Here is a 21,088-nt window from a genome sequence, read left to right on the forward strand (position 1 = left end):
CAGAGAATTTTCCTGGCCAACATTCACATGAATGTCAACCAAAGGAATCCGTCATCAAATGACGGGGTTGTGCATCATGCACTGGCTTTTAGCACACTGTTGAGTTCTCAAGAAACGGACTTGCTTTGTTCTTTTTTCTTGCTGTTGTGCCTTTATCTTTTCAGCGTTTCCCGCTAGTGTCAAACTCGGCACTTTCTTGCGGTTCCTGCTGAAGAGCAACCCCTCCAACTTAGCCAGGTTCCAGGCGATGTCAAATCGACCGGATTTCCGGATCTTGTTGAGTGGAGTTTGCCGAACCAGGTCGACGAGTTAAAGATTAACAGCTCACCGGAGTGCTTCCGCACGGCCACGAGGTCATGGCTCGGTCAGTTGATCGCCAACAGTGGATCTCCGCCGGTCAGCGGGGTAGGAACCGCTCATGATCGAGCTGCCGCGCGCACTGGTCGTCCTGCTGACCGCTGCGGCGGCGGTCGTGACACTGGCCGGAATCCAGGCCGTGGGATCGATCGCCGGTCCGGTGATGCTGGCGCTGGTGCTCGTCGTGGCGGTGGCGCCCATCAGGGGGCTGCTGGAGAGGAAGGGCGCGCCGACCTGGCTTCAGGTGGCGGTTCCCTTTCTCGTCGTGCTGCTGGTGCTCGCCGGGATGCTGGCGATCGTCGCGGTGGCGGCGACGCAGCTGGCGACGATCGCGCCCACGTACACCGACAAGTTCGCCGCGCTGGCGGCGGAGGCGCGGGCCTTCGCGGCCGCGATCGGGTTGGGGGCCGACCAGATCGACAAGGCGATCAACTCCTTTGATCCCAGCCGGTTGCTGCCGGTCGCGCAGGGGTTGCTCGCGGGGGCGCTGGGGGCCGGGTCGGCGCTGTTCCTGATCGTGGTGTTGTCGCTGACGATGAACCTCGACGCGCCGGCGTTCACCCGGATCCTGCGGGTCGCCAAGGTCGAGCGGCCCGAGCTGCACACGGCGCTGACCACCTTCGCGTCGCGGATCCGGCGTTATCTGCTGGTCTCCACCGTGTTCGGGATCATCTGCGCGGTGCTCGACGTGATCGCGCTGATCGTCCTCAGCGTGCCGCTGCCGCTGCTCTGGGGCATCCTCGCGCTGATCACGAACTATGTGCCGAACATCGGCTTCATCCTCGGGCTGCTGCCGCCGGCGCTGCTCGCGCTGCTGGACGGGGGGTTCTCGACGATGTTGCTGGTGATCCTCGCCTACATCGTGATCAACGTGGTGGTGCAGTCGTTCGTACAGCCGAAGTTCCTCGGCGACGCCGTCGGGTTGTCGACCACGATGACGATGGTGTCGCTGATCGTGTGGGCCTTCGTGATCGGGCCGCTGGGGGCGCTGCTGGCGATTCCGCTCTCCCTGCTGGTGCGGGCGCTGGTCATCGACAGCGATCCTTCCGCCCGGTTCGCCCGGGCGCTGGTTTCCGGGGAAGCGCCCCCGCAGGGGCGTACCCCGGCATAGGGTCACCGCGTGCGCAGATGGGACATCGATGAGCGGCAGACCGGGATCGCCGACGGCACGGCGATGGATCCGCAGGTCCAGACCCTCCTGGCGTCGATGCGCCGCGACGGCTGGGTGACCGAGGAGCCGGAGGTCCACCTGCTGCCGCACCTGAGGAAGGCGTGCGGCGACCGGTGGCGGATCGTGCGTGACCGGCTCCTCGACGACGGGGTGTACGAGCTGACGCTGACGCTCCAAGAGGAGCTGTCAGGTGTCGCGCTGCACCGCGCCGCTGTCGGACTTCTCACGGCCGTCGCCGAGCCGGTCTTCTTCGTCCGGCAGAGCGAGCCCCGGGTCTTCGACTGCGTCACGGGGGTGCTCGACGGCGACCCGCCCGGGTTCAAGAGTCACGGGCACCTGGTCCGCCTGATCGTCGAATGACCGGCGGGCCCACGGCATCGCGGCGATGAGCAGCGGGAACAGGACGATCGAGCTGATCGCCCACGGCGCGTGCAGGGCACCCCAGTCCTGGCCGCGGAACTGGGTCAGCACCAGATAGCCGGTCGCGGCCCACAACGAACTGCCGATGATCGCCGGCCAGGCCCACTTGGTGGGGCGGGCGACCAGGAACGGCATGAACCAGAGCAGATACTGCGCGCCCAGGCGCGGCGTCACGACCATGAAGCCCAGCAGGATCGCGATCGACACGTCGATCGGGTCGGCCTTGCGCCACCACCACAGGCAGAACGCGGCCACGGCGTAGATCATGTACTGGCCGACGACGAGCTTCCACGGCGTGAGGTCCCAGTTGCCGCCGTTGATCACGGCCGTCCAGCCCCAGTCGCCGGTGATCGGCCGCACGTCGCTCGGCCGCAGGCTGATCTCCTTGAGCACGTCGACGAGCTGGTCCCAGCGCACCCAGCCGCCGAGCGGCATGGTCAGCAGCACGAGGATGGGCGGCACGGCCACCGCCAGCCCCGACACGATCCGCGCCCGCACCCCCGGCAGGAACATCAACATGCCCGGCACCAGGATCACGGGCCAGCTCTTGGCGCACAGCGCCAGCCCCATGAGCAGACCGGCGTAGACGGCGCGGCGGGTCACCCCGGCGGCGTCGCGCGTGAGGAGGCTGCGCACCATCCGGTCGGGCCGGTCGAGCAGCGGCTCGCTCCCCCGGAACTCCCCCGGCCCCCGCGCCACCACGTAGGCGGCCACGGCGAACACCAGCGAAACGGGTTCGACCTGCCCGTGGACCGACGCGACCAGGACCGCGAGGGGGTTGCAGGCGTACTGGAAGGCGCGGAGCCGCTGCTGCCCGCCGCCCGCCAGCCTGCCGACGAGCGGGATCAGCGCCAGGTCGGCGACGACGGTGACGAGCCGTCCGGCGATCTCCCACGGGATGCCCAGCCACATCAGCGACCCGTAGACATAGGGGATCGCGGGCAGGAAGTGCCATCCGCTGTTGACCGGGTTGCGCCCTTCGAGGATCGCCTCACCGGCCGGGCGGAAGCTGTTCACGAAGTCGATCGGCTGCCACGAGTCGGCGGCGGAGAACACCATGATCAGCACCCGGACCACGACGCCGACGCCGAGGATCGCCAGGAGAGAGGGTTGCCACCCCCTCCGCTGGGCGAGGACCGCGAGCACGACACCGGTGACGAGAAGGATTCCCGTGGGGATTGCGTAGTCCATGACGCGCCAACCTTAGCCATTCCCCGTGACATAGGAGGGCCCCGCGACAGACTGGCGATCCCGCCGTCGGCTCGTCCCGCGCCGCACTCCGGGACAGAACCGGCTTCCGTTACGGCTCCGCCCACCCCGGCCCCGCCCGCCGCTCCCGGCCCGCGCCGCGTCCGGCGCCGGCCCCCGCTCCCGCCTCGCACCGTGACGACATGAGGGACGACATGAAGGACGACATGAAGAAGGCGGTGCCGCACCCCGGCGTCCCGGCATGGGTACGGCACCGCCTTCAGCCTCCGAGGCGGCTCAGAAGCCCGCGGTGATTCTGGTGAAGTCCCAGTTCGACTGGCTGATGCCGGAGCAGTTCGACACCACGCCGCCACCCGGGCAGGGGCGGTCGCGGTTGACCGACCAGGTCGCGAAGCGGGTCAGGCCGCGCTGGACGGCGTAGTCGCGGATCGCCGTCCAGGCCGCGGGGGTGGTGGTCTCCAGCTGGTCGGAGAGGCCGACCATGCCCGAGATGCCCATCTTCGCGTAGGCCTGTGCGTCGGTGTAGCCGTACGCCGACTTCAGTACGTTCTTCAGGCCCTCGGACGCGTTGATCGTGTCCTGCTGGATGTTCGAGCTGCCGAAGTCGAACGTCATGATCGTGAAGTTGTCGATCGGCACCGCCAGGGCCCTCGCCTGGTTGATCAGGCGCACGCCGTGGGAGGTGGGGCCGCTCGTGGACGTCCCGAAGGTGACCGCGATCTTGATGTTCGGGTTGTTCTGCTTGACGATCTTGAGGCCGTTCAGGATGCGGTCCTGGACGGTGTAGTTCTCGAACTCGTCGGTGTTCTCGATGTCGAAGTCGACCACGGCCGGCCCCGTGGCGTTGATCACTGTCTGGACGGCCTGCGCGTAGGCCTGCGGCGTCGAGCAGTTCGGCCCGAGCTTGTTGCCCGACCAGCCGCCGAACGAGACCTGGATCGACCCGCCGGCCGCCTTGATCGCGTTGATGGCGTTGATGTCGGCCGCGTTGGTGAGCGGGCGGTTGCCGTCCCAGGCCGGGTTGCAGCCGCCGGACGACAGGATGAAGGCCATCGTGAACGACTTCACCCCGGTCGCCGCCATCACCGAGGCGGGCGCGGGCGGGTCGCCCCAGCCCATGTAGAGGTAGGGCGCGCCGGGCATGCGCGCGCCGCCGGTCGGGCAGCCCGTCGTGGAGCCGGTGACCGAGCCGGACGAGGACGATTCACCCACGTTGTTGTACGCCCTCACGACATAGGTCTTGGAGGTGCACGCCGCGATCCCGGAGATGGTCGCCGAGGTGCCGGTGACCTGCGCGCGCTGGGTCGAGCCCTCGTACACGCGATAGCCCACGACCGTGCCCGAGGACGCGCCCCACGAGAGCGAGATCGACGAGCCGGTCGTACCGGTCACCGTCGGGGTGCCGGGGGTGCCCGGGGTGCCCGGCGGGTTGGTCGGGCCGCCGGCGCAGGGCGCGCCGTTCAGGGTGCAGTTGGCGGGCACGGCCGAGCCGGGTGAGGCGATGAAGCCGAAGCTGGCGGTGCCGCCGGGCGGGATGGAGCCGTTCCAGCCGACGTTGCTGAGGGTGAAGCGCTGGCCGCTGCGGGAGAGCACGGCGTCCCACTGGGAGCTGACGTTGCCGCCCGAGGGCAGGTCGAAGGCGACCGACCAGCCGTTGATGGTCGAGGTGGTGCCGTTGGTGATGACGTACTTGCCCTCGAAGCCGGACCCCCATTCGGAGGTCTTGGTGAAGACGGCGGTGGCGGGGGCGGCGTGGGCGGGGGTGGCGACGAGGACACCCGCGAAGGCGATGGAGGCCGCGAGGAGCACGCGTAAGCGTTTCATCGGAACACGTCCTATCCGAGCGCGTTGAGGTAGGAGCGGTGGCTGCGGGAGAACTCGAAGTTGTTGAACCGGTCCCAGTTGATCGACCAGGTCATCAGACCCCGGAGGTTCGGGTAGACGCCGCGCGGCCGGTAGGGGCCGCAGTTGACGCCCTTGGCCAGGCAGTCGAACGCCTTCTGCACCTCGGCCACGGTGGTGAAGCCGTTGCCGGCCTGCGGGGAGGACGGCAGGCCGATGGCGACCTGGTCCTGCCGCAGCGCGGGGAAGACGTTGTTCGTGTTGCCCTGGATCGGGAACCCGGCGAGCAGCATGTCGGTCATCGCGACGTGGAAGTCGTGGCCGCCCATCGTGTGGTACTGGTTGTCCAGGCCCATGATCGGCCCGGAGTTGTAGTCCTGCACGTGGAGCAGGGTCAGGTCGTTCCGCATCGCGTGGATGACCGGGAGGTAGGCGGCCGCGCGCGGGTCGGCGCCGCCCCACTGGCCCGAGCCGTAGAACTGGTAGCCGAGCTGGACGAAGAACGTCTCCGGAGCCATGGTCAGGATGAAACGGCTCCCGTAACGGGCCTTCAGCGAGCGCAGCGCCGCGATCAGGTTGACGATCACGGGGGTGGTCGGGTTGCGGAAGTCGGTGTCACCGGCGTTCAGCGACAGGCTGTGGCCCTCGAAGTCGATGTCGAGACCGTCGAGGCCGTACTTGTCGATGATGGCGCCGACCGACTGGACGAACTTGTCGCGCGCGGCCGTGGTCGTGAGCTGCACCTGGCCGTTCTGGCCGCCGATCGAGATCAGCACCTTCTTGCCGGCCTGCTGCTTGGCCCGGATGGCGGCGATGAACTGCGCCTCGGTCTCCACGTTGGGGCACTCGGCGACCGGGCACTGGGTGAAGCGGATGTCGCCCGAGGTGACCGAGGTCGGCTCGCCGAACGACAGGTTGATGACGTCCCACTCGTTGGGCACGTCGGCCATCCGCGTGTAGCCGGAGCCGTTGGCGAACGAGGCGTGCAGGTAGCCGACCATGACCCGCTTGGGCAGGCCGGTGGGCGGCGGCGGCACACTGCCGACGACGGCGGTGACCGTGTTCGACCTCGCCGACTCACCGGCGGCGTTGACCGCGCTGACCTGGTAGCCGTAGGTCCCGGCGGCGGGCCGGTCGGTGTATGTCGTGCCGGTCGGTGAGGCGATGAGCGAGCCACCTCGGTAGACGCGGTATCCCGTGGCGCCCGAGACGGCGGGCCACGACAGGTTCACGTCGGTGGTGGTCTGGCTGAGCGACAGGACCGGCGCCGCCGGAGGCTGCGGCCCCGGCGGGTTGCCGCCGGGACCGTCGAGCACGACGTCGTCGGCGTAGTAGGTGCCCTGGCCGTACCAGCCGTTCAGGTAGATCGTCACGGAGGTCTGGGAGGCGCCGGTGGTGAAGGTCCGGGTGAGCTGGGCCCAGGACGCCCCGGGGGCGGCCCAGGTCTCGGAGAACCCGATCGCGCCGAGGAAGACGTAGGGGCCGCGCACCCACGCCGAGAGCGTGTAGGCGGTGTTCGGCTGGACGGTCACGGTCTGGGAGCACCGGGCGAAGTCGCTGCCCGCCGGGGTGGCGGCGAGGGCCCCGGAGCCCGAACGGACGGGGGTGGTGACGGCCTGGGCGCCCGAGGAGCAGGTCCAGCCGGTCAGGCCCGACTCGAAGCCGGGGTTGGTGGCGATGTTGGCGGCCTGGGCGGGCGACGCCACGAAGGCGCCGCCCAGCACGAGGGCCGCGGCTGCTATGAGGCTGCGGATCTTCATCTACGGCAGGGTGTTCAGGTGGGGGCGGACGGTCCGGGAGAAGTTCCAGTTGTTGCTGGCGTCCCAGTTGATCGACCAGGTCATCGCGCCCCGGATGCCCGGGTAGGCGCGCGGCGGCACGAAGCTGCCGCAGTTGGTCCGGGTCGCCAGGCACGTGAGGGCCTGGTTGACCATCGAGGGGGCGACCACGCCGCCGCCGGCCGCGCCGGGGCCGGCCGGGAGGCCGAGGGCGACCTGGTCGTCGCGCAGGCCGTTCTCGAGCTGGATGCAGGCGAGGGCGGTCAGGAAGTTGATCGAGCCCTGCCCGTAGGCGAAGGCCTGGTCGCAGCCGAGCATCGAGCCGGAGTTGTAGTACTGCATGTGGACGACCGTCAGGATGTCCTTGATGGCCAGGGCCAGCTTGAAGTACTCCATGCCGGTCGACTGCATGTCGATCGTCTGCGGCGCCATCGTGATGATCAGCGACGAGCCGACGCGGCTGCGGAGCTGGCGCAGGGCCTCGCCCATCCACTGGGCGTTGAGGCCGTTCTCCAGGTCGATGTCGACGCCGTCGAAGCCGTAGTTCTGCATCACCGAGTAGACCGAGTCGGCGAACTGGGCCGCGGCGGCGCTGCTGGCGACCTGGACGCGGCCGGTCTCGCCGCCGACCGAGATGATGACCTTCTTGCCGCGTGCCTTCAGGGCCTGGATGTCGGCCTTGAACTGGGCCTCGGTGTAGCCGCCGACGGCGGTGGCCAGACCCGGGTCGAGGGCGAAGGTGACCTGGCCGGGGGTGCTGGTGGCCTCGGCGAACGCGACGGCGATCAGGTCGTACTCGTTCGGCACCGCCGAGAGCTTCAGCTCGGTGGCGGGGTTGACGAAGTTGTGCCAGTAGCCGGTGAGGAAGTGCTTGGGCAGCGGCCCGATCGGGCAGCCGGTGGTCGAGCCGCTCACGGCGTCGCTGGCGACCGACTCACCCTGCGCGTTGTAGGCCTTGACCGTGTACGTCTTCGCGGTGCACGCCGCCAGCCCCGAGACGGTGGCGCTGGTGCCGGTGACCTGCGCCCGCTGGGTGGCGCCCTCGTACACGCGGTAGCCGGTGACGGTGCCCGACGAGGCGCCCCAGCTCAGCGAGATCGACGAGCCGGTGGTGCCGGTGACCGACGGGGTGCCCGGCTTGCCGGGCACGCCCGGCTGCGGCGACGGCGAGGGCGACGGAGAGGGCGAGGGGTTGGTGCCGCCGCCGCAGGACACGCCGTTGATGGTGCAGTTGGCCGGGGTCGCGCCGCCGGGGCTGGCGATGAAGCCGAAGCTCACCGAGCCGCCGACCGGGATGGTGCCGTTCCAGCCGACGTTTCCGAAGGTGAAGCGCTGGCCGTTGCGGGTGAGGGTGGCGTCCCACTGGGAGCTGACCGCGCCGCCGACGGGCAGGTCGAAGGCGAGCGACCAGCCGTTGACCACGGTGGGGCCGCTGTTGGTGATGACGTATTTGCCCTCGAACGCCGACCCCCACGAGGAGGTCTTGGTGAAGGTCGCGGTCGCGGCGGCGCTGGCCGGGCTCGCGGCGAAGGGGATCACGACGAAGGCGAGCGCGAGCGAGAAGACCGCCGTCAGCGTTCGCCAGACATACCTACGTTGCATGTCACAACCTCGGGTGAGGGGGGTGGGAGGACAGGCTGTGGATGCGTCCGGTGACTTGACGCTGTGAGTGGGAGCTTCTTTTAGTAAAGTTTCCTAAGAGTTGTGGGGATCGTAGCCCGCCGATCCCCCCGTCACAAGGCCCATCCCGTTATCCGGTGAAACATGACGAAACCGCCCCGGAACCCCGAGGCGGTCTATGTCAAAAGGTGTCAGTCCACCCTGTCAGTCACAGGGTCAGTCAAGGCCGTGTTCCACCTTGTACTCCCGCCAGAGGTCGATCAGCTTCGGCAGGGCCTCGTGGATGAACTTGAAGTATTCGTTCATCGTCTGGACCCGGCGGGCGGCCGGGGTGTCCTCGCCCAGCGCCAGCGCGACCTCCTCGGCCATGTTGGCCAGCGTGATGAAGAGGTCGTTCTTCAGGGCCGTCGCCTCGTACCAGGGGTTGTCCGGCAGCCGGTAGACATCGCTGCGGGAGCCGAGTTGCGGCTCCTTCTCCAGCATCGCCACCTGCATCAGGTAACGCACCGCGCCCGACACCGCCGCCGGGCTCACCGCCAGGCGCTCACCGATCTGGCCGGCCGTGAGCGCGTCTTCGTCGGCGGTCATCACCGTCATCAGCACCCGTGCGGCCATGCGCGGGAAACCCCAGCTCGTGAACACCATGGCCATCCGCTCGGTGGCCATCCGCACCTGTTCCTCGTCTCGCATCCACCCTCCCCACCAAAATATATACGCGTTTCATACGCGTCATGGATTTCACAAATTTGTGAAACGAGCGTACGGTCCGAACCATGGAAAACGCCATCCTGGTGTCCGGCCTCCACAAAACCTTCGGCCGGACGCACGCGCTCAACGGACTCGACCTCACGGTCAGGACCGGGGAGGTGCACGGTTTTCTGGGCCCGAACGGATCGGGGAAGTCGACCACGATCCGTGTCCTCCTCGGGCTGCTGCGCGCCGACTCCGGGTCGGCCCGCCTGCTGGGCGGCGACCCGTGGAAGGACGCCACCGCGCTCCACCGCCGCCTCGCCTACGTGCCCGGGGACGTCACCCTGTGGCCGAACCTGTCGGGCGGAGAGGTCATCGACCTGCTCGGCCGGCTGCGCGGCGGGCTGAACCCCAAGCGCCGCGCCGAACTGCTGGAGCGCTTCGACCTCGACCCGCGCAAGAAGGGCCGCGCCTACTCCAAGGGCAACCGGCAGAAGGTCGCCCTGGTCGCGGCGCTCGCCTCGGACGTGGAGCTGCTCATCCTCGACGAGCCCACCTCGGGCCTGGACCCCCTGATGGAGGAGGTCTTCCGGGAGTGCGTCGCCGAGGAGAAGACGTCGGGCCGCACGGTCCTGCTGTCGAGCCACATCCTGGCCGAGGTCGAGCAGCTCTGCGACCGGGTGAGCATCATCAGGAACGGTCAGACCGTCGAGAGCGGCACCCTGACCGACCTGCGCCACCTGACCCGCACGTCGATCAGCGCCGACCTGGCCACCCCCCTCACGTCGATCCCCGGCGTGCACGACCTGGTCGTCGACGGCACCCGCGTGCGCTTCGAGGTCGACACCGACCGGCTCGACGAGACGCTCAAGCACCTCACGACGGCCGGGATCCGCAGCCTCACCTCCCAGCCGCCCACCCTCGAAGAGCTCTTCATGCGCCACTACCAGGGGGCGGCACGATGACCGGCGTCCGGCACCTGATCCGCCTGATCCTGCGGCGCGACCGGGTGCTCCTCCCCCTGTGGGTGCTGATCCTGGCCGCCCTCCCGGCCGTGTACGCGGCCAGCTTCGCCGAGCTCACCCCCACCGAGGAGTCGCGCCTGCTCTACGCGCGCACCACGGCGGGCATCCCGTCGATCGAGGCGATGCTGGGCCCGGTCTACGGCCACAGCGTCGAGGCGCTGGCCACCCAGCGGGCCGGGCTGACCCTGCTGATCGTCGCGCTCATCAACGTGCTGGTGGTGATCCGGCACACCCGCGCCGAGGAGGACGCCGGGCGGCGCGAACTGGTCGCCGCGACCGTCGTCGGACGGCACGCCCCGCTCGCCGCCGCGCTGATCGTGGCGGCCGGCGCCGACCTGGTGATCGGCCTGCTGACGGCGGCCTTCATGGGCTTCTCGGGCGGTTCGCTGCTGCTGGGCATGTCGGTGGCGTCGGCCGGGATCGTGTTCGCCGCCGTCGGCGCGGTGGCCGCGCAGCTCACCGAGAACGCCGGACCGGCACGCGGGCTGGCGCTGGCCGCGCTCGGCGTGGCCTACCTGGTCAGGGCGGCCGGCGACGCGACCGGCTCGGATCTGTCGTGGGCCTCGCCGCTGGCGTGGAGCCAGTACACCAAGGCGTTCGCGGGCGACGACTGGCGGCCCCTGCTGGCCTCGCTCGGCCTGGCGCTGGTGCTGGCCGTGGCGGCCGGATGGTTGTCGGTCCGCCGCGACGTGGGCGCCGGGCTGCTGCCGGCGCGGCTCGGCCCGGCCGGTTCGACCTCGCTGACCGGCCCGTTCGCCCTGGCGTGGCGGCTGCAGGGGGGGCTGCTGATCGGCTGGAGCACCGGCTTCCTGGTCTTCGGGCTGGCCTTCGGCGGCGCCGCCTCGGGCGCGGCCGAGGCGTTCCGCGACAACGCGGAGCTGGCCGAGCTGTTCGCCCGCCTGGGCGGCGGGGCCTCGCTCACCGACACGTTCATCGCCACCCTGTTCGGCATCGCGGCGATCGCCGCCGCCGCGTACGGGATCCAGGCGGCGTCGCGGATGCGCGCCGAGGAGAGCGCGATGCGGGCCGAACCGGTGCTGGCCACCGCGACCGCGCGGGTGCCGTGGGCGCTCGGTCACGTCGTCTTCGCGGTGCTCGGCCCGGTCGTGGCACTGTTCATGATCGGCGTGGGTCTCGGGCTCAGCTTCGGCGCGGACGTCGGCGACATGGGCCAGGTCCCGAGGCTGATCGGCGCGGCGCTGGCGCAGGCTCCGGCGGCGGCCACCCTGACGGGCCTGACGGTCGCCCTGTTCGGCCTGCTGCCCCGGTTGTCGGCGGTGGCGTGGGGGATCCTGGCGATCTGCCTGCTGCTGGGACAGATCGGCGCACTGCTCCAGCTCAGCGAGGCCGTACTCGACCTGTCGCCGTTCACCCACACGCCCCGCCTCCCCGGCGGCGAGGTGACCGCGCTTCCGCTGGTCGTGCTCGCCCTGGTGGCCGTGGCCCTGACGGCGGCGGGCCTGTGGGGCTTCCGCCGCCGCGACGTCGGGGTGTGAAGCTACCGGCAGGGTGACGCCCCGAACAAGGGGCGTCACCCTCAGGCACGTTCCAACCGGTTGTGACCTACATCACACGGTGAAGCCGCTGAAGAGCAGCAGCGCCAGCCCGAGCGCGAGCACCAGGTTGAGCACCGCGGCCGAGGCGAACACGGCGACCGGCCGCCAGCCGGCCTCGCGGAGCGAGCTGACCTTGAACTCCAGGCCGATGCTGACGAAGGCCAGGATCAGGAACCACACCCGCAGATCGTTGGCGACCGCGATGACCTCCTTGCCCTCAGCGCTGGAGACCGTGCCGAGATACCAGGTGGCGATCACCGAGGCGGCCACGAACCCGAGCACGAACTTCGGGAACCGGGTCCAGAACTCCCCGATGCCCGGCGCCCTGGCGCCCGGGGCCCGCTCGACCCGGAAGGCGAACCACGCGGTCAGCGCGATCACCACGATCCCGATCAGCGCGTTCTGGGTGACCTTGACGATCGAGGCCACCGCGAGGGCGTCCTCGCCGACCAGCGCGCCGGCCGCGGTCACGGCTGCGGTGGTGTCGATGTTGCCGCCGATCCAGGCCCCCGCGACCTCGTCGGTCAGCCCGAACACCGAGGCCAGCCACGGCACCAGGAAGATCGACGGCAGCGCGAACGCGATCACCAGGCTGGCCGTGTAGGCGAGCTGCTCCTTCCGTGCCTGTACGGCCCCCGCCGCCGCGATGGCCGCGCTCACCCCGCAGATCGACACCGCGGCCGACAACAACGCGCGCAGCTTGTCGTCGAGCCCGAGCCGCCCCGCGAGCCACCAGGTGAAGAGGAACACGCTGGAGATGAGCAGGATGCCCTGAATGATGGCGGGCCCGGCGGCGGTGACGATCACCTTGAGATTGATGGACGCCCCGAGCAGCACGAGCCCGGTCTTGATGAAGAACTCGGTCCGGAAGCCGCCCTCGAGCCGCTCCCGCCACCCGGTGGCGGTGAGGATCGCGTTGCCGATGAGGCCGAGGACGATGGCGTAGACGGGATATTCGACGGCCTTGGCGACGTCGCCCTCGAACCAGACGGGGACGTTCTTCTCCAGGAACCGGGTGGCCGCGCCGAGCACCAGCACGACGACGACGCCGAGGACGACATGGAGCCCGGTGCTCCGGGCCTCGGTCTGGGGCCGGGTCTGGGTCATGGGATCAGCCCCGGCGGTATGACGCCGACGATGACGAGCACGAGCAGGACGAGCCCGATGACGGTGGCGGCCCAGTCCTCGTTGAACTGGGTCCGGCTCTCCTGCCGAGTGGGGGGTTCGGTCATGATTTCATACTAAACATATAGGAATTATAGGTAAAGCATCGGGGAGTATCGTGACCGCGTGTTCTTCGGCATCACCGACATATGGACCTATGTCATCGGCGCGTTCCTGATCGTCCTCCTCCCCGGCCCGAACTCCCTGTTCGTGCTCTCCACCGCCGCCCAGCGCGGCGTCCGCGACGCCTACCGCGCGGCGGCCGGCGTCTTCATCGGCGACTCGGTGCTCATGTTCGCCTCGGCGGCGGGCGCGGCCTCGCTGCTCATGTCCAACGAGCTGGTCTTCACGGTCGTGAAGTACGCGGGCGCCGCCTACCTCGCCTACATCGGGCTCTCGATGATCTGGGGCGCGTGGCGGAACCGGTCCGTCACCGGCGAGGTCGAGACGCCCGCGCTCTCCCCCGACCCGTTCCGCAAGGCGCTGATCATCAGCCTGCTGAACCCCAAGGCGATCCTGTTCTTCGTGTCGTTCTTCATCCAGTTCGTCGACCACACCTACGCGGCCCCGGCCCTGTCGTTCCTGATCCTGGGCGCGATCCTGCAGGTGTTCTCGGTGCTCTACCTGTCGGCGCTGATCTTCGGCGGGACGTTCCTGGCCGGGCAGTTCCGGCGGCGCAGGGTGTTGTCGGCGGGGCTGACGACCGGTGTGGGCGCGGTGTTCGTGGGCTTCGGGGCGAAGCTGGCGACGACGAGCCTCTAGACCGGCCGCCCCGACACCTCCCAGACCGCCTTGACCGTCCCGCAGGAGCCGCCGCCCTTCGTCTCCAGGCGGGCGTCGAACTCGGTCACGAACCACCGCCCCGCTCCCGGGTCGAAGGCGGCCCGGGTCGGGGTGAAGGAGAACGTCCGGCAACCGTCGACCTTCTTCCGGCGGGACCCGTCGTACGAGACGCAGAGGCCGCCGTCGCACGGCTCGACGGTGACCCGCTTCGCCGGCGGGCACCCGGCCGGGCCGGCGCAGCGGGTGTTCGCCAGGTCGAACACGATCCTCTCGCGGACGGTCGCGCCGGACAGGGTGGCGGCGGAGACGGTCCCCTTGGTCTGGTAGACCTCGATCGTGTCGCGCAGCCCGGCCACCTTGGCGCGGGCGACCAGCGTCTGGGCGACGACGAGGGCGGCCAGCACGCAGACGAGCGCGACGAGCACGCGGGCGCGCGTCATGCCAGCGACACGAGCACGAGCCCGGCCATCGCCAGGGCGACCATCACGGCCACGACCGGCACCAGCCACACCGGCAGGGCGGGCCGGGGCACCACCGGCGGAGGCGACGGCGCGGCCGGTTCGACCGTGGTGGCCGTCGGGATGCGCGGGATGCGCAGCTCCCGGGTGTCCTCGGCGGGTTCGGCCCAGAAGTCCGTCCGGGGATCGAAGGCGTCCCGGTCGTGGGTGGCGACCGGGATCCACCGCCCGTCGATCGCGATGCCGCGGTGGTGCCAGTGCAGCGCCCCGCCGCCCTCGGCCGCCAGCCGGTGGCAGCGGTCGGAGGCCGCCGCCGAGGTGAAGCAGAGCAGCACGAGTTCGCTCTCGGCGCTCACCTCGAACCCGATCCCGCCCGGCCAGCGGAAGCTGCGCGGCCGGGCCGCGCCGTCCATGGCCACCCAGGCGCCGCGCAGCTCCCCCGCGCCGAACTCCGCCGTGCCGCTCAGCGCCCGGACGTAGTCGTCGTCCGACGGCCAGGCGACCAGGTCAGCTGGCATAGACGACCCGCCCCGGGGTCTCGACGCCGTGCACGCTCGACCACGCCCGCACGCACGCCAGCACCTGGCCGGGCCGGTCCGGGTAGTGGACGGCGATGTCGTGGCGGGTCAGGTCGTCGGCCGCCCGGTAGCGGCCGGGCGGGAACTTGACCGTGCCCGCGCCCGAGTCGAGCGCCGCGTCCGACAGGGCGTCGTTGCAGGCGGCCCGCCACTCGCCCCACCAGGAGTCCTCCGGCGCGGGCGGCAGGTGCACCACCGAGCAGAGCGCCTCGTGCAGGCGGACCACCGACTCCAGCCACGGGCCCGAGTGCCTCCGCCGGGCGGCGACCTCCGCAAGGCGGCTGTTCAGGTGCCCGACGTAGCCGGTCCGGACGGCCGGTTCGGCCAGCCCGCGCAGGCCGGAGAACTCCAGCGCCTGGAGGCAGTGGTGCAGCGCGGGGTCGAGCCCGGCCAGCACCGGCACCATCGCCGCGAAGGCGGCCAGCTCGGCCGGGACCGGGCCGGTGGCCGTCGGCGCGCCGGCGGTGGAGACCGCCAGGCCGGGCGCGACCACACGCCCGTCGACCTTCAGCGACGGGATCAGGCGCTCGTCCTTGGGCCCGGGCAGGGTGACCGCCGCCCCGGGGCTGCCGAGCCGGGCCCCGGACCGCACGGCGGCCTCCTCGGCGGCCCGGCGCACCAGGTCGGCCTCCCGCCGGGGCAACCGCAGCGCGTCGAGGTGGACGGCGGTCCACAACGCGCCCGCGTCCTGCTCGGGCGTGGTCGAGCCGGGCGCCATCCGCTCGGCCAGGTCGCGCAGGTCCTCCCGCAGCGGGGTGCTCGTCACCGCGACCGGCCGCTCCGCCACCGGGACCGTCAGCAGGGCGGCGAGGTCGGCGGCCAGTTCCGCCGTCCCGGGGCCGGCCGGGAGATCGTCGAGCGCCGCGCGCAGCCCGGTCAGGAAACCCCGGGTCAGCATGGCGGGGGCGGTCCCGGCCTGGGCCAGGACCACGCGCAGCGTCTCCTCCAGCGCCATCAGTGGCCGCCGGTGAACGGGTTGAGCTTCTCGTCGACGTCGGGGTCGCCCGGCGTCATCGCGACGCTGAACACCGACCCGGGGTCGGCGACCACGTCGGCCGGGGACCGCGCCTCCCGGAAGCGCACGTACCCGGGCTCCACGGTCAGCCTGCCCTCGGAGTCGAGCACGGGCACCATGTCGGCGCCGAGCAGCCCCGCCTTGGGGGCGCGTACGGACTCGCCGATCTGGGTCAGGGCGTCGGGACGGCCGGGCACGGGCGTGTAGAAGGTCCAGAGCCCGTCGCCGGGCACGTCCTTGGGCAGCGGCCGGCCGATCAGACCGGCGGCGTGGCGGCCGTTGTCGGTCAGCAGGCGCTCGGTCAGCACCGTCCCGGCCGCGAAGATCGGCTGCGGGGCCGAGGCCAGGCCGCCCGCCGTGTACGGGTTGACCACGATGTCCCGCTGGAGCACGAAGCGGCCCGCCTCGTCCTTGGCCACCAGGCCGCGGGTGGCCGGGGCGGAGCCGAAGCGGGGGGCGTACACGGGACCGGACTGGTGGCAGAAGTGGGCGGTGACCAGTTCCCGCTCGTTCACCTCGAAGGTCACCATGACCTGGCGGTACCAGTCGGCCTGCTGTTCGGCGGGCACCCGCCCGTCGAGCAGGCCGTGCGTGCTCAGGTGGCTCCACAGGCTGCGCTCCTCCTCGACCGCGAACGGCTGGCGGTAGATCGCCATGTCCTGCGGCACGGGGATCCAGTCGCCGTGGCGGCGGCGGCCCTCGATCTCGCCGTCGACCTGGATGCGGTCGAACCGCTCGCCGACCTGGAAGATCGGGAACAGCTGCCCGCCGGTGGCGTCGAAGACGAGGGTGTTGGGCAGCGCGTGGAACAGGTTGTCCACGTCGATGTAGAGCTCCGTCAGGCCGCGCCGCACCCGCTGGGTCGCCTGGGAGGCGCTGGCGTAGCCCTTCTGCCGCACGTGTTCGGCCCAGCAGGCGCCGATGGAGGTGCCGGTCTTGGCGAAGACGGGGTCGTACACGACGTCGAGGGGGTTCCAGTTCACGTGGTCGCCGGCCTGCGCGAACGTCTCCAGGAGGACCCGGCGCACCTGCGGCAGCGCCGACGTGCCGCCGGAGATGACGACCTTGTCCAGGACGTCGGGCACGCCCTTCGCGTCGCGGCCCAGCCGCCGCTTGACCACGCTGAGGGCGATGGCGAAGGCGTCCCTGACCACCTCCTCGATGATGCGGTTGATCTCCTCCTGCTTGATGACCACCTCGGCGGGCTCGGTGATCTCGCGGGCCCGGCCCTCCAGCTGGAGCAGCTCGGGCACCCGGCGGACCACGTAGTCGCCCTCGTGCGTGGACTGCTGGCGTTTGGCCAGGTCGGCCTGGCTCCACAGGCGCCGGAACCGCTCCTCGGCGGCGTGCCGGTCACCGGCGGCGCTCGCCCAGCGGGTCGGCACCACCTTCTCGATCAGGTCGGCCCTGCGCTGCTCGGCGTCGGAGCCGGCGGCCGGGGCCAGCAGCGAGCCGGGATTGTAGACGCCGCCGGTCAGGTAGCCGGGGTACTCCTCGCGCACCAGCCGGGGCGAGCGGGTCAGCACCGCGTCGGCCAGCAGCGCCTTCAGGTGCTTGAAGACGCCCAGCGTGATGCGGTCGCCACCGAGCTGGGCCCGGCCCGCCTTCGCCAGCACGGCGGGCCGCAGCGCGTAGTAGCGGCCCTGGACCCGCTCGTCGCGGCCGGTCCCGTAGACGGTCTGGTCGAACAGGGTGATGCCGAGCAGCGCGATGTCGGTGGTGCCGCCGCCGATGTCGACGACCAGGATGTTGCGGTGCCACTGCTTGTCGCCCACCCGCCGGGTGTGCGCCCGGAACGCCTCGATGCCGACCGCCTGGTCGCCGCCGAAGTCGCGCATCAGGTAGAACATCGCGGCGGCGGTCGCCTCGTCGTAGGCGGTCACGACCTGGCGCATGCCGATGCGGCGGGCCAGGCGTTCGACGTCCTGCCGGATGCGCGGCGGCGACACCGTCGGATAGGTCACGACCGCGTGGGTGATCGGCTTGGTCGACACCTCGTCGGGATGGTCGTGGCAGTACTTGGCGACCTTCTCGGTCATCAGGCCCGCCCAGGCGGCGGCGATCACGTCGTCGGGCGTCACCGGGTGGCCCGCCGGCAGGCCCGGCAGCGACCGGGAGGAGCCGATGAACTGCTTGAGGCTGCGTTGCGACCGGACCTCCGGCGCCAGCGGCTCGGCCGATCCGCCGGACCGGCGCCCGTCGGCCGCCATGCTGACGGTCAGCGGGTCGAGCCCGTGGACGGCGATCTCGCTGTCGATCGTCTCCTCCCCCGCGTGCAGCGGGATCCTGATCATCCGCTGCTCCCGGATCGGCGGCACGTCGAAGGCCGCGCGGTAGAGACCCTGGAGCGCCTGGGACACGATCGGCTGCCGCACCTGGGCGGCCTGGCGCTCCATCGTCAGCAACAGCCGGTAGAGCCCCGCGCCGCTGGTGGAGGTGTCGTTGTCGAGCACGGCCCTGGCCGCCTGGAGCGGGTCGGCGGTCCCTCCGGCGGCCGCCAGGGTGCTCCCGGTGGCGGCCAGGAAACGCTGCCAGCTCTGGCCGTCGAGCCCGAACCCGGCGTGCCCGTCGAAGCGCAGGGTCAGCTCCCGGCGCAGCACCTCCCGCTGGGAGGGCGGGAAGCCGATCAGGGCGTGCTGGCGGCGCTGGTCGAACAGGGTGATCGAGGTCGTGCTCGTGCCGTAGTCCAGGGCGATCCAGCCGCTGTTGGCGTCGAGGTCGGGGCGGGACTCGGGGGTGACGGTGACGCGGCTCTCTGCCATGCGGCGGTTTCCGCCCTCGTATTCGTAGGTGATGGTCCAGGTGAGGACGGCCGGTTCGGCGGGCGCGTCCGAGGGCTCGGCCGACACCGGTCCGAGCAGCCGCCAGGCGCTGCCGCCCCGCACGCTCAGGCCGCCGGGCGGCACCCGAGGCGTCCAGCGGGTGGCGAGCGCCCCGGCGGGTTCGACGGTGATCTCCCTGATGACGGCGTCCCGCTCGGGGACGACGATCGGGAGGGGCAGCGGTCCGGGCACCCGGACCTCGGTCACGCGGCCGCCGTCGGGGCCGGCGAGGTAGAGCTCCATCTACGCGCCCCGCTTCCAGTCGGCGAACCGGGCGAACCCGAGGCCGACGCCGCCACTGGGGTAGGCGGCGCGGAGTTTGCGCAGCTCCTCCAGCAGCGGGGCGCCCTTGGCCTGCGCGGGGCGGCGGACGACGTCGGCGCGGATCTGCTCCAGGATGTCCTCCAGGGTCTCCAGGCCCGATCTGATCTGGGCGTCGGCCAGCGGGCGCAGGGCGTCGAGCCAGCCCCGCACCACCATGTCGGCGGCGTCGACGACCTGCTGGCGGAGCCGGATCACGTGGACGGGGTGCAGCTGGTGCACGAACCAGGCGTCTTCGGCGGGCCGGTCGTCGTGGGGGATCGACCAGGCGAACCGGTGGGGGCGGCGCATCGGGAAGGCGTGCTCGACGCCGCCGGTGTCGGGGCGGGGCAGGTCGGCGGCGGCGTTGGTCAGGATGCCGCGCCACTCGGCGGGCCGGATCAGCGCGGCCAGCGTCTCGCGCTCCTGGTCGGGCAGGTCCACGGCGGCGAGCCGGCGGCGCAGGTCGTCGGTGACGAGGGTCTGCGCCTTGGCCAGCACCGCCTGCTCCCAGCGGACCAGCGCCAGGTTCCGGGAGGTCGCGTAGACCTCGTGGCAGACCGTGGTGAAGGGGCCGACGAACTCCTCGGTCGACTCGGGCCCGGCCCGCAGTTCGGTGCCGGTCGCCGTGGACATGATCGCCCACCACTGGGGCCAGGCGAAGACGCGGGCGATGAGGTCGGCGCGGATCTCGTCCATCAGGGAGGGGTTGCCGCCGCCGAGCGTCTCGGCCAGCAGCGGCGGCAGGTCGGCCTTGAGGCTGCTCAGCACGGTCTTGACCTGGTTCACCAGGTTCTCCGCCTCCGCGCCGGCCGAGGCGAAGACGGTCCGGGAGGCCTGGTCGAGCGCGGCCTCCAGGTCGCCTTCGGCCAGGTCGAGGGCGGCGCGCTCCTTCATGACCCGGCTGTGGCGGGCGGTGAGGCCGTAGCCGGCCAGCCGGTCGGCCAGCCGGTTCAGGACCAGCTCCTTGCCGCCGTCGCGGGCGGCCTCGGTCAGCAGGGTCCGCAACCGGCTCGACTGCGGCAACCCGGCGGCGACCGACCCGACGGCCGCGACGACCCTGACCGCCTCCCCGACCCGGTTGTCGAGCGACCCTGAGAGACCCATGTGGTCGAGGGCCACCAGCCCTGAGTAGAAGAAGGGGTCGTCGTCGGGGTTGAGCCGTCCTGCGGTGTCGAGCAGCTTGCGCAGGGTCGGCACCTGGTCGAGCACCTCGTCGTCGGACTGCGCCTGGCGCAGCGCCGCCGTCTCGAACCGCCTGATGTCCTGGACGTCGCCGAGGTTGCCCACCCCCACCAGCACCCGCCCGCGCCGGTCGGCGGGATAGACCTCGCGGAGCAGGGAGGTCAGCTCGTCGGAGGCCATGCCGTCGGGGTTGCCGCCCTTGAGCAGGGCGATCACGGTGTCCATGTCGGGCAGCAGCGTCCTGGTGAGCGTCAGGTCGCGCTCGCCGGAGATGTCGTTGAGGAAGCCGGGGAAGTCGTAGACCACCATGCGGTCCTTGGAGACCTCGTGGTTCCACGACGCGTCGCCGAGCAGCCGGTCGAGGTCGAGCACCTCGGGGGCGACCTCGACGGTCACCGCGATGTGGTCGACGATCCAGAAGGGGTCGGGCTCGGAGACCGGCCGCCGCTCGGAGATCAGCAGCAGGTCGTCCGCCTCGGCCTGCGAGACGCCCGGCCGCGCGCCGAGCCGGCTGCCGAACTCCCGGACGGCCAGCGCGATGGCCACGAGCTGGGCCGACAGGCGGCGGACCTGGTTGGGGGCCTGGTCGGCGTACGTCCGGTGCCAGCGGAGCAGAGCCTGGCCGTCGCCGTCGCGGGCGGCGGCCTCCCAGACGGCCTGCTCGAACCCGGCGGCGGCCGGGCCGGACAGGGTGCGGCCGGCGGCGTGCAGCTCCTGCCCGATCGACTCGCGGCGCTGGGCGGCGGCGGTCTCCGTCAGGTAGCTCGCGTGCCGGCCGGTGATGACGGTGCGGGCGCCGGAGGGTCCCTGGCGCACCCAGTAGGCGGTGACGTTGCCCGTCGTGGGCTGGTCGCCGATGAGCAGGCCCTCCAGGCCGAGCAGCGAGGCGATGAACATCGTCTTGCCGGCGCTGAACTCGCCGAGCACGCCGAGCTGGTAGGGGCGCCGGGTGGCGTCGTGCAGCCGGCCCGCCTGGTCGCGGGCGCGGGCCACGGCCGGGCCGAGCTCGTCGGGCAGATCGGGGTTCTCCAGCAGGCGGCGGACGCCGGCGGCGTACTCCTCCCCCGTGCGGATGTCCTGTCTCATGTGCTCGACCGTCACGTGGTCCCTCCTGG

General features: G+C 71.2%; 16 protein-coding genes. 4 read left to right on the top strand and 12 right to left on the bottom strand.

Going from position 1 to position 21,088, the window contains the following annotated elements; all coding sequences use genetic code 11:
- Positions 1–418: 418 nt before the first annotated feature.
- Positions 419–1,468 (top strand): AI-2E family transporter, encoded by a 1,050-nt coding sequence (locus tag QSK34_RS29680; RefSeq protein ID WP_285588853.1) that lies wholly within the window; start codon positions 419–421, stop codon positions 1,466–1,468.
- Between the two features lie 246 nt (positions 1,469–1,714).
- On the opposite strand, the gene QSK34_RS29685 is transcribed toward QSK34_RS29680, so the two are convergent.
- The 5 genes from QSK34_RS29685 to QSK34_RS29705 form a co-directional block, all read right to left on the bottom strand.
- Entirely contained in the window at positions 1,715–3,139 is a 1,425-nt protein-coding gene (locus QSK34_RS29685; RefSeq protein WP_285588854.1) for a putative hexosyltransferase, read from the bottom strand.
- 294 nt (positions 3,140–3,433) lie between these two features.
- Positions 3,434–4,981, bottom strand: coding sequence for a cellulose binding domain-containing protein (locus QSK34_RS29690; RefSeq protein ID WP_285588856.1), 1,548 nt, complete (start codon positions 4,979–4,981; stop codon positions 3,434–3,436).
- Between the two features lie 11 nt (positions 4,982–4,992).
- Positions 4,993–6,759 carry a chitinase gene (locus QSK34_RS29695; RefSeq protein WP_285588858.1) on the bottom strand — a complete coding sequence of 589 codons (1,767 nt, stop codon included), beginning with the start codon at positions 6,757–6,759 and terminating at the stop codon, positions 4,993–4,995.
- The gene (locus QSK34_RS29700) at positions 6,760–8,379 is read right to left on the bottom strand and encodes a chitinase (RefSeq protein WP_285588860.1); all 1,620 of its coding nucleotides are present in this window, start codon (positions 8,377–8,379) and stop codon (positions 6,760–6,762) included.
- Positions 8,380–8,613: 234 nt separating this feature from the next.
- Positions 8,614–9,087: a GbsR/MarR family transcriptional regulator gene (locus tag QSK34_RS29705; protein ID WP_161481233.1), complete on the bottom strand. Its 474-nt coding sequence runs from the start codon at positions 9,085–9,087 to the stop codon at positions 8,614–8,616.
- Between the two features lie 83 nt (positions 9,088–9,170).
- On the opposite strand from QSK34_RS29705, the gene QSK34_RS29710 reads away from it, so the two are divergent.
- Both QSK34_RS29710 and QSK34_RS29715 read left to right on the top strand, forming a co-directional pair.
- Positions 9,171–10,052, top strand: a complete 882-nt coding sequence (locus QSK34_RS29710) for an ABC transporter ATP-binding protein (RefSeq protein WP_161481234.1) — start codon at positions 9,171–9,173, stop codon at positions 10,050–10,052.
- Complete coding sequence (locus QSK34_RS29715) at positions 10,049–11,608, top strand: ABC transporter permease (protein WP_285588868.1); 1,560 nt, start codon at positions 10,049–10,051, stop codon at positions 11,606–11,608. Before QSK34_RS29710 ends, QSK34_RS29715 begins: the two co-directional genes overlap by 4 nt.
- A 72-nt stretch (positions 11,609–11,680) precedes the next feature.
- Here QSK34_RS29715 and QSK34_RS29720 read toward each other — a convergent pair whose 3' ends face one another.
- Entirely contained in the window at positions 11,681–12,775 is a 1,095-nt protein-coding gene (locus QSK34_RS29720) for a YeiH family protein (RefSeq protein WP_285588870.1), read from the bottom strand.
- Positions 12,772–12,900, bottom strand: a complete 129-nt coding sequence (locus QSK34_RS29725; RefSeq protein WP_269750632.1) for a hypothetical protein — start codon at positions 12,898–12,900, stop codon at positions 12,772–12,774. The genes QSK34_RS29720 and QSK34_RS29725 overlap by 4 nt, the downstream gene beginning before the upstream one ends.
- A 58-nt stretch (positions 12,901–12,958) precedes the next feature.
- On the opposite strand from QSK34_RS29725, the gene leuE reads away from it, so the two are divergent.
- Positions 12,959–13,594: a leucine efflux protein LeuE gene (gene leuE / locus QSK34_RS29730; RefSeq protein WP_161481237.1), complete on the top strand. Its 636-nt coding sequence runs from the start codon at positions 12,959–12,961 to the stop codon at positions 13,592–13,594.
- Here the strand turns inward: leuE and QSK34_RS29735 are convergent.
- The 5 genes from QSK34_RS29735 to QSK34_RS29755 are packed head-to-tail and all read right to left on the bottom strand — an operon-like array spanning position 13,591 to position 21,059.
- Complete coding sequence (locus tag QSK34_RS29735; RefSeq protein WP_285588874.1) at positions 13,591–14,055, bottom strand: hypothetical protein; 465 nt, start codon at positions 14,053–14,055, stop codon at positions 13,591–13,593. The genes leuE and QSK34_RS29735 overlap by 4 nt on opposite strands.
- On the bottom strand, positions 14,052–14,591 hold the full coding sequence (locus QSK34_RS29740; protein ID WP_285588876.1) for a hypothetical protein: 540 nt from the start codon (positions 14,589–14,591) through the stop codon (positions 14,052–14,054). The genes QSK34_RS29735 and QSK34_RS29740 overlap by 4 nt, the downstream gene beginning before the upstream one ends.
- The gene (locus QSK34_RS29745; RefSeq protein ID WP_285588878.1) at positions 14,581–15,606 is read right to left on the bottom strand and encodes a hypothetical protein; all 1,026 of its coding nucleotides are present in this window, start codon (positions 15,604–15,606) and stop codon (positions 14,581–14,583) included. Before QSK34_RS29745 ends, QSK34_RS29740 begins: the two co-directional genes overlap by 11 nt.
- Positions 15,606–18,731 (bottom strand): Hsp70 family protein, encoded by a 3,126-nt coding sequence (locus QSK34_RS29750; protein ID WP_285588879.1) that lies wholly within the window; start codon positions 18,729–18,731, stop codon positions 15,606–15,608. The genes QSK34_RS29745 and QSK34_RS29750 overlap by 1 nt, the downstream gene beginning before the upstream one ends.
- Entirely contained in the window at positions 18,732–21,059 is a 2,328-nt protein-coding gene (locus QSK34_RS29755; RefSeq protein ID WP_285588881.1) for a hypothetical protein, read from the bottom strand.
- Positions 21,060–21,088: the final 29 nt, after the last annotated feature.

It is taken from the genome of Herbidospora sp. NBRC 101105 (assembly GCF_030269205.1).
Lineage (GTDB): Bacteria > Actinomycetota > Actinomycetes > Streptosporangiales > Streptosporangiaceae > Herbidospora > Herbidospora solisilvae.

Excerpts from the sequence above, each read along its gene's own strand:
- QSK34_RS29685 (WP_285588854.1), bottom strand. The coding sequence starts at position 3,139 with ATGGACTACGCAATCCCCACGGGAATCCTTCTCGTCACCGGTGTCGTG.
- QSK34_RS29715 (WP_285588868.1), top strand. The coding sequence starts at position 10,049 with ATGACCGGCGTCCGGCACCTGATCCGCCTGATCCTGCGGCGCGACCGG.
- QSK34_RS29710 (WP_161481234.1), top strand. The coding sequence starts at position 9,171 with ATGGAAAACGCCATCCTGGTGTCCGGCCTCCACAAAACCTTCGGCCGG.
- QSK34_RS29705 (WP_161481233.1), bottom strand. The coding sequence starts at position 9,087 with ATGCGAGACGAGGAACAGGTGCGGATGGCCACCGAGCGGATGGCCATG.
- QSK34_RS29750 (WP_285588879.1), bottom strand. The coding sequence starts at position 18,731 with ATGGAGCTCTACCTCGCCGGCCCCGACGGCGGCCGCGTGACCGAGGTC.
- QSK34_RS29695 (WP_285588858.1), bottom strand. The coding sequence starts at position 6,759 with ATGAAGATCCGCAGCCTCATAGCAGCCGCGGCCCTCGTGCTGGGCGGC.
- QSK34_RS29740 (WP_285588876.1), bottom strand. The coding sequence starts at position 14,591 with ATGCCAGCTGACCTGGTCGCCTGGCCGTCGGACGACGACTACGTCCGG.
- QSK34_RS29745 (WP_285588878.1), bottom strand. The coding sequence starts at position 15,606 with ATGGCGCTGGAGGAGACGCTGCGCGTGGTCCTGGCCCAGGCCGGGACC.
- QSK34_RS29735 (WP_285588874.1), bottom strand. The coding sequence starts at position 14,055 with ATGACGCGCGCCCGCGTGCTCGTCGCGCTCGTCTGCGTGCTGGCCGCC.
- QSK34_RS29755 (WP_285588881.1), bottom strand. The coding sequence starts at position 21,059 with ATGAGACAGGACATCCGCACGGGGGAGGAGTACGCCGCCGGCGTCCGC.
- QSK34_RS29725 (WP_269750632.1), bottom strand. The coding sequence starts at position 12,900 with ATGACCGAACCCCCCACTCGGCAGGAGAGCCGGACCCAGTTCAACGAG.
- QSK34_RS29680 (WP_285588853.1), top strand. The coding sequence starts at position 419 with ATGATCGAGCTGCCGCGCGCACTGGTCGTCCTGCTGACCGCTGCGGCG.
- QSK34_RS29700 (WP_285588860.1), bottom strand. The coding sequence starts at position 8,379 with ATGCAACGTAGGTATGTCTGGCGAACGCTGACGGCGGTCTTCTCGCTC.
- QSK34_RS29720 (WP_285588870.1), bottom strand. The coding sequence starts at position 12,775 with ATGACCCAGACCCGGCCCCAGACCGAGGCCCGGAGCACCGGGCTCCAT.
- QSK34_RS29690 (WP_285588856.1), bottom strand. The coding sequence starts at position 4,981 with ATGAAACGCTTACGCGTGCTCCTCGCGGCCTCCATCGCCTTCGCGGGT.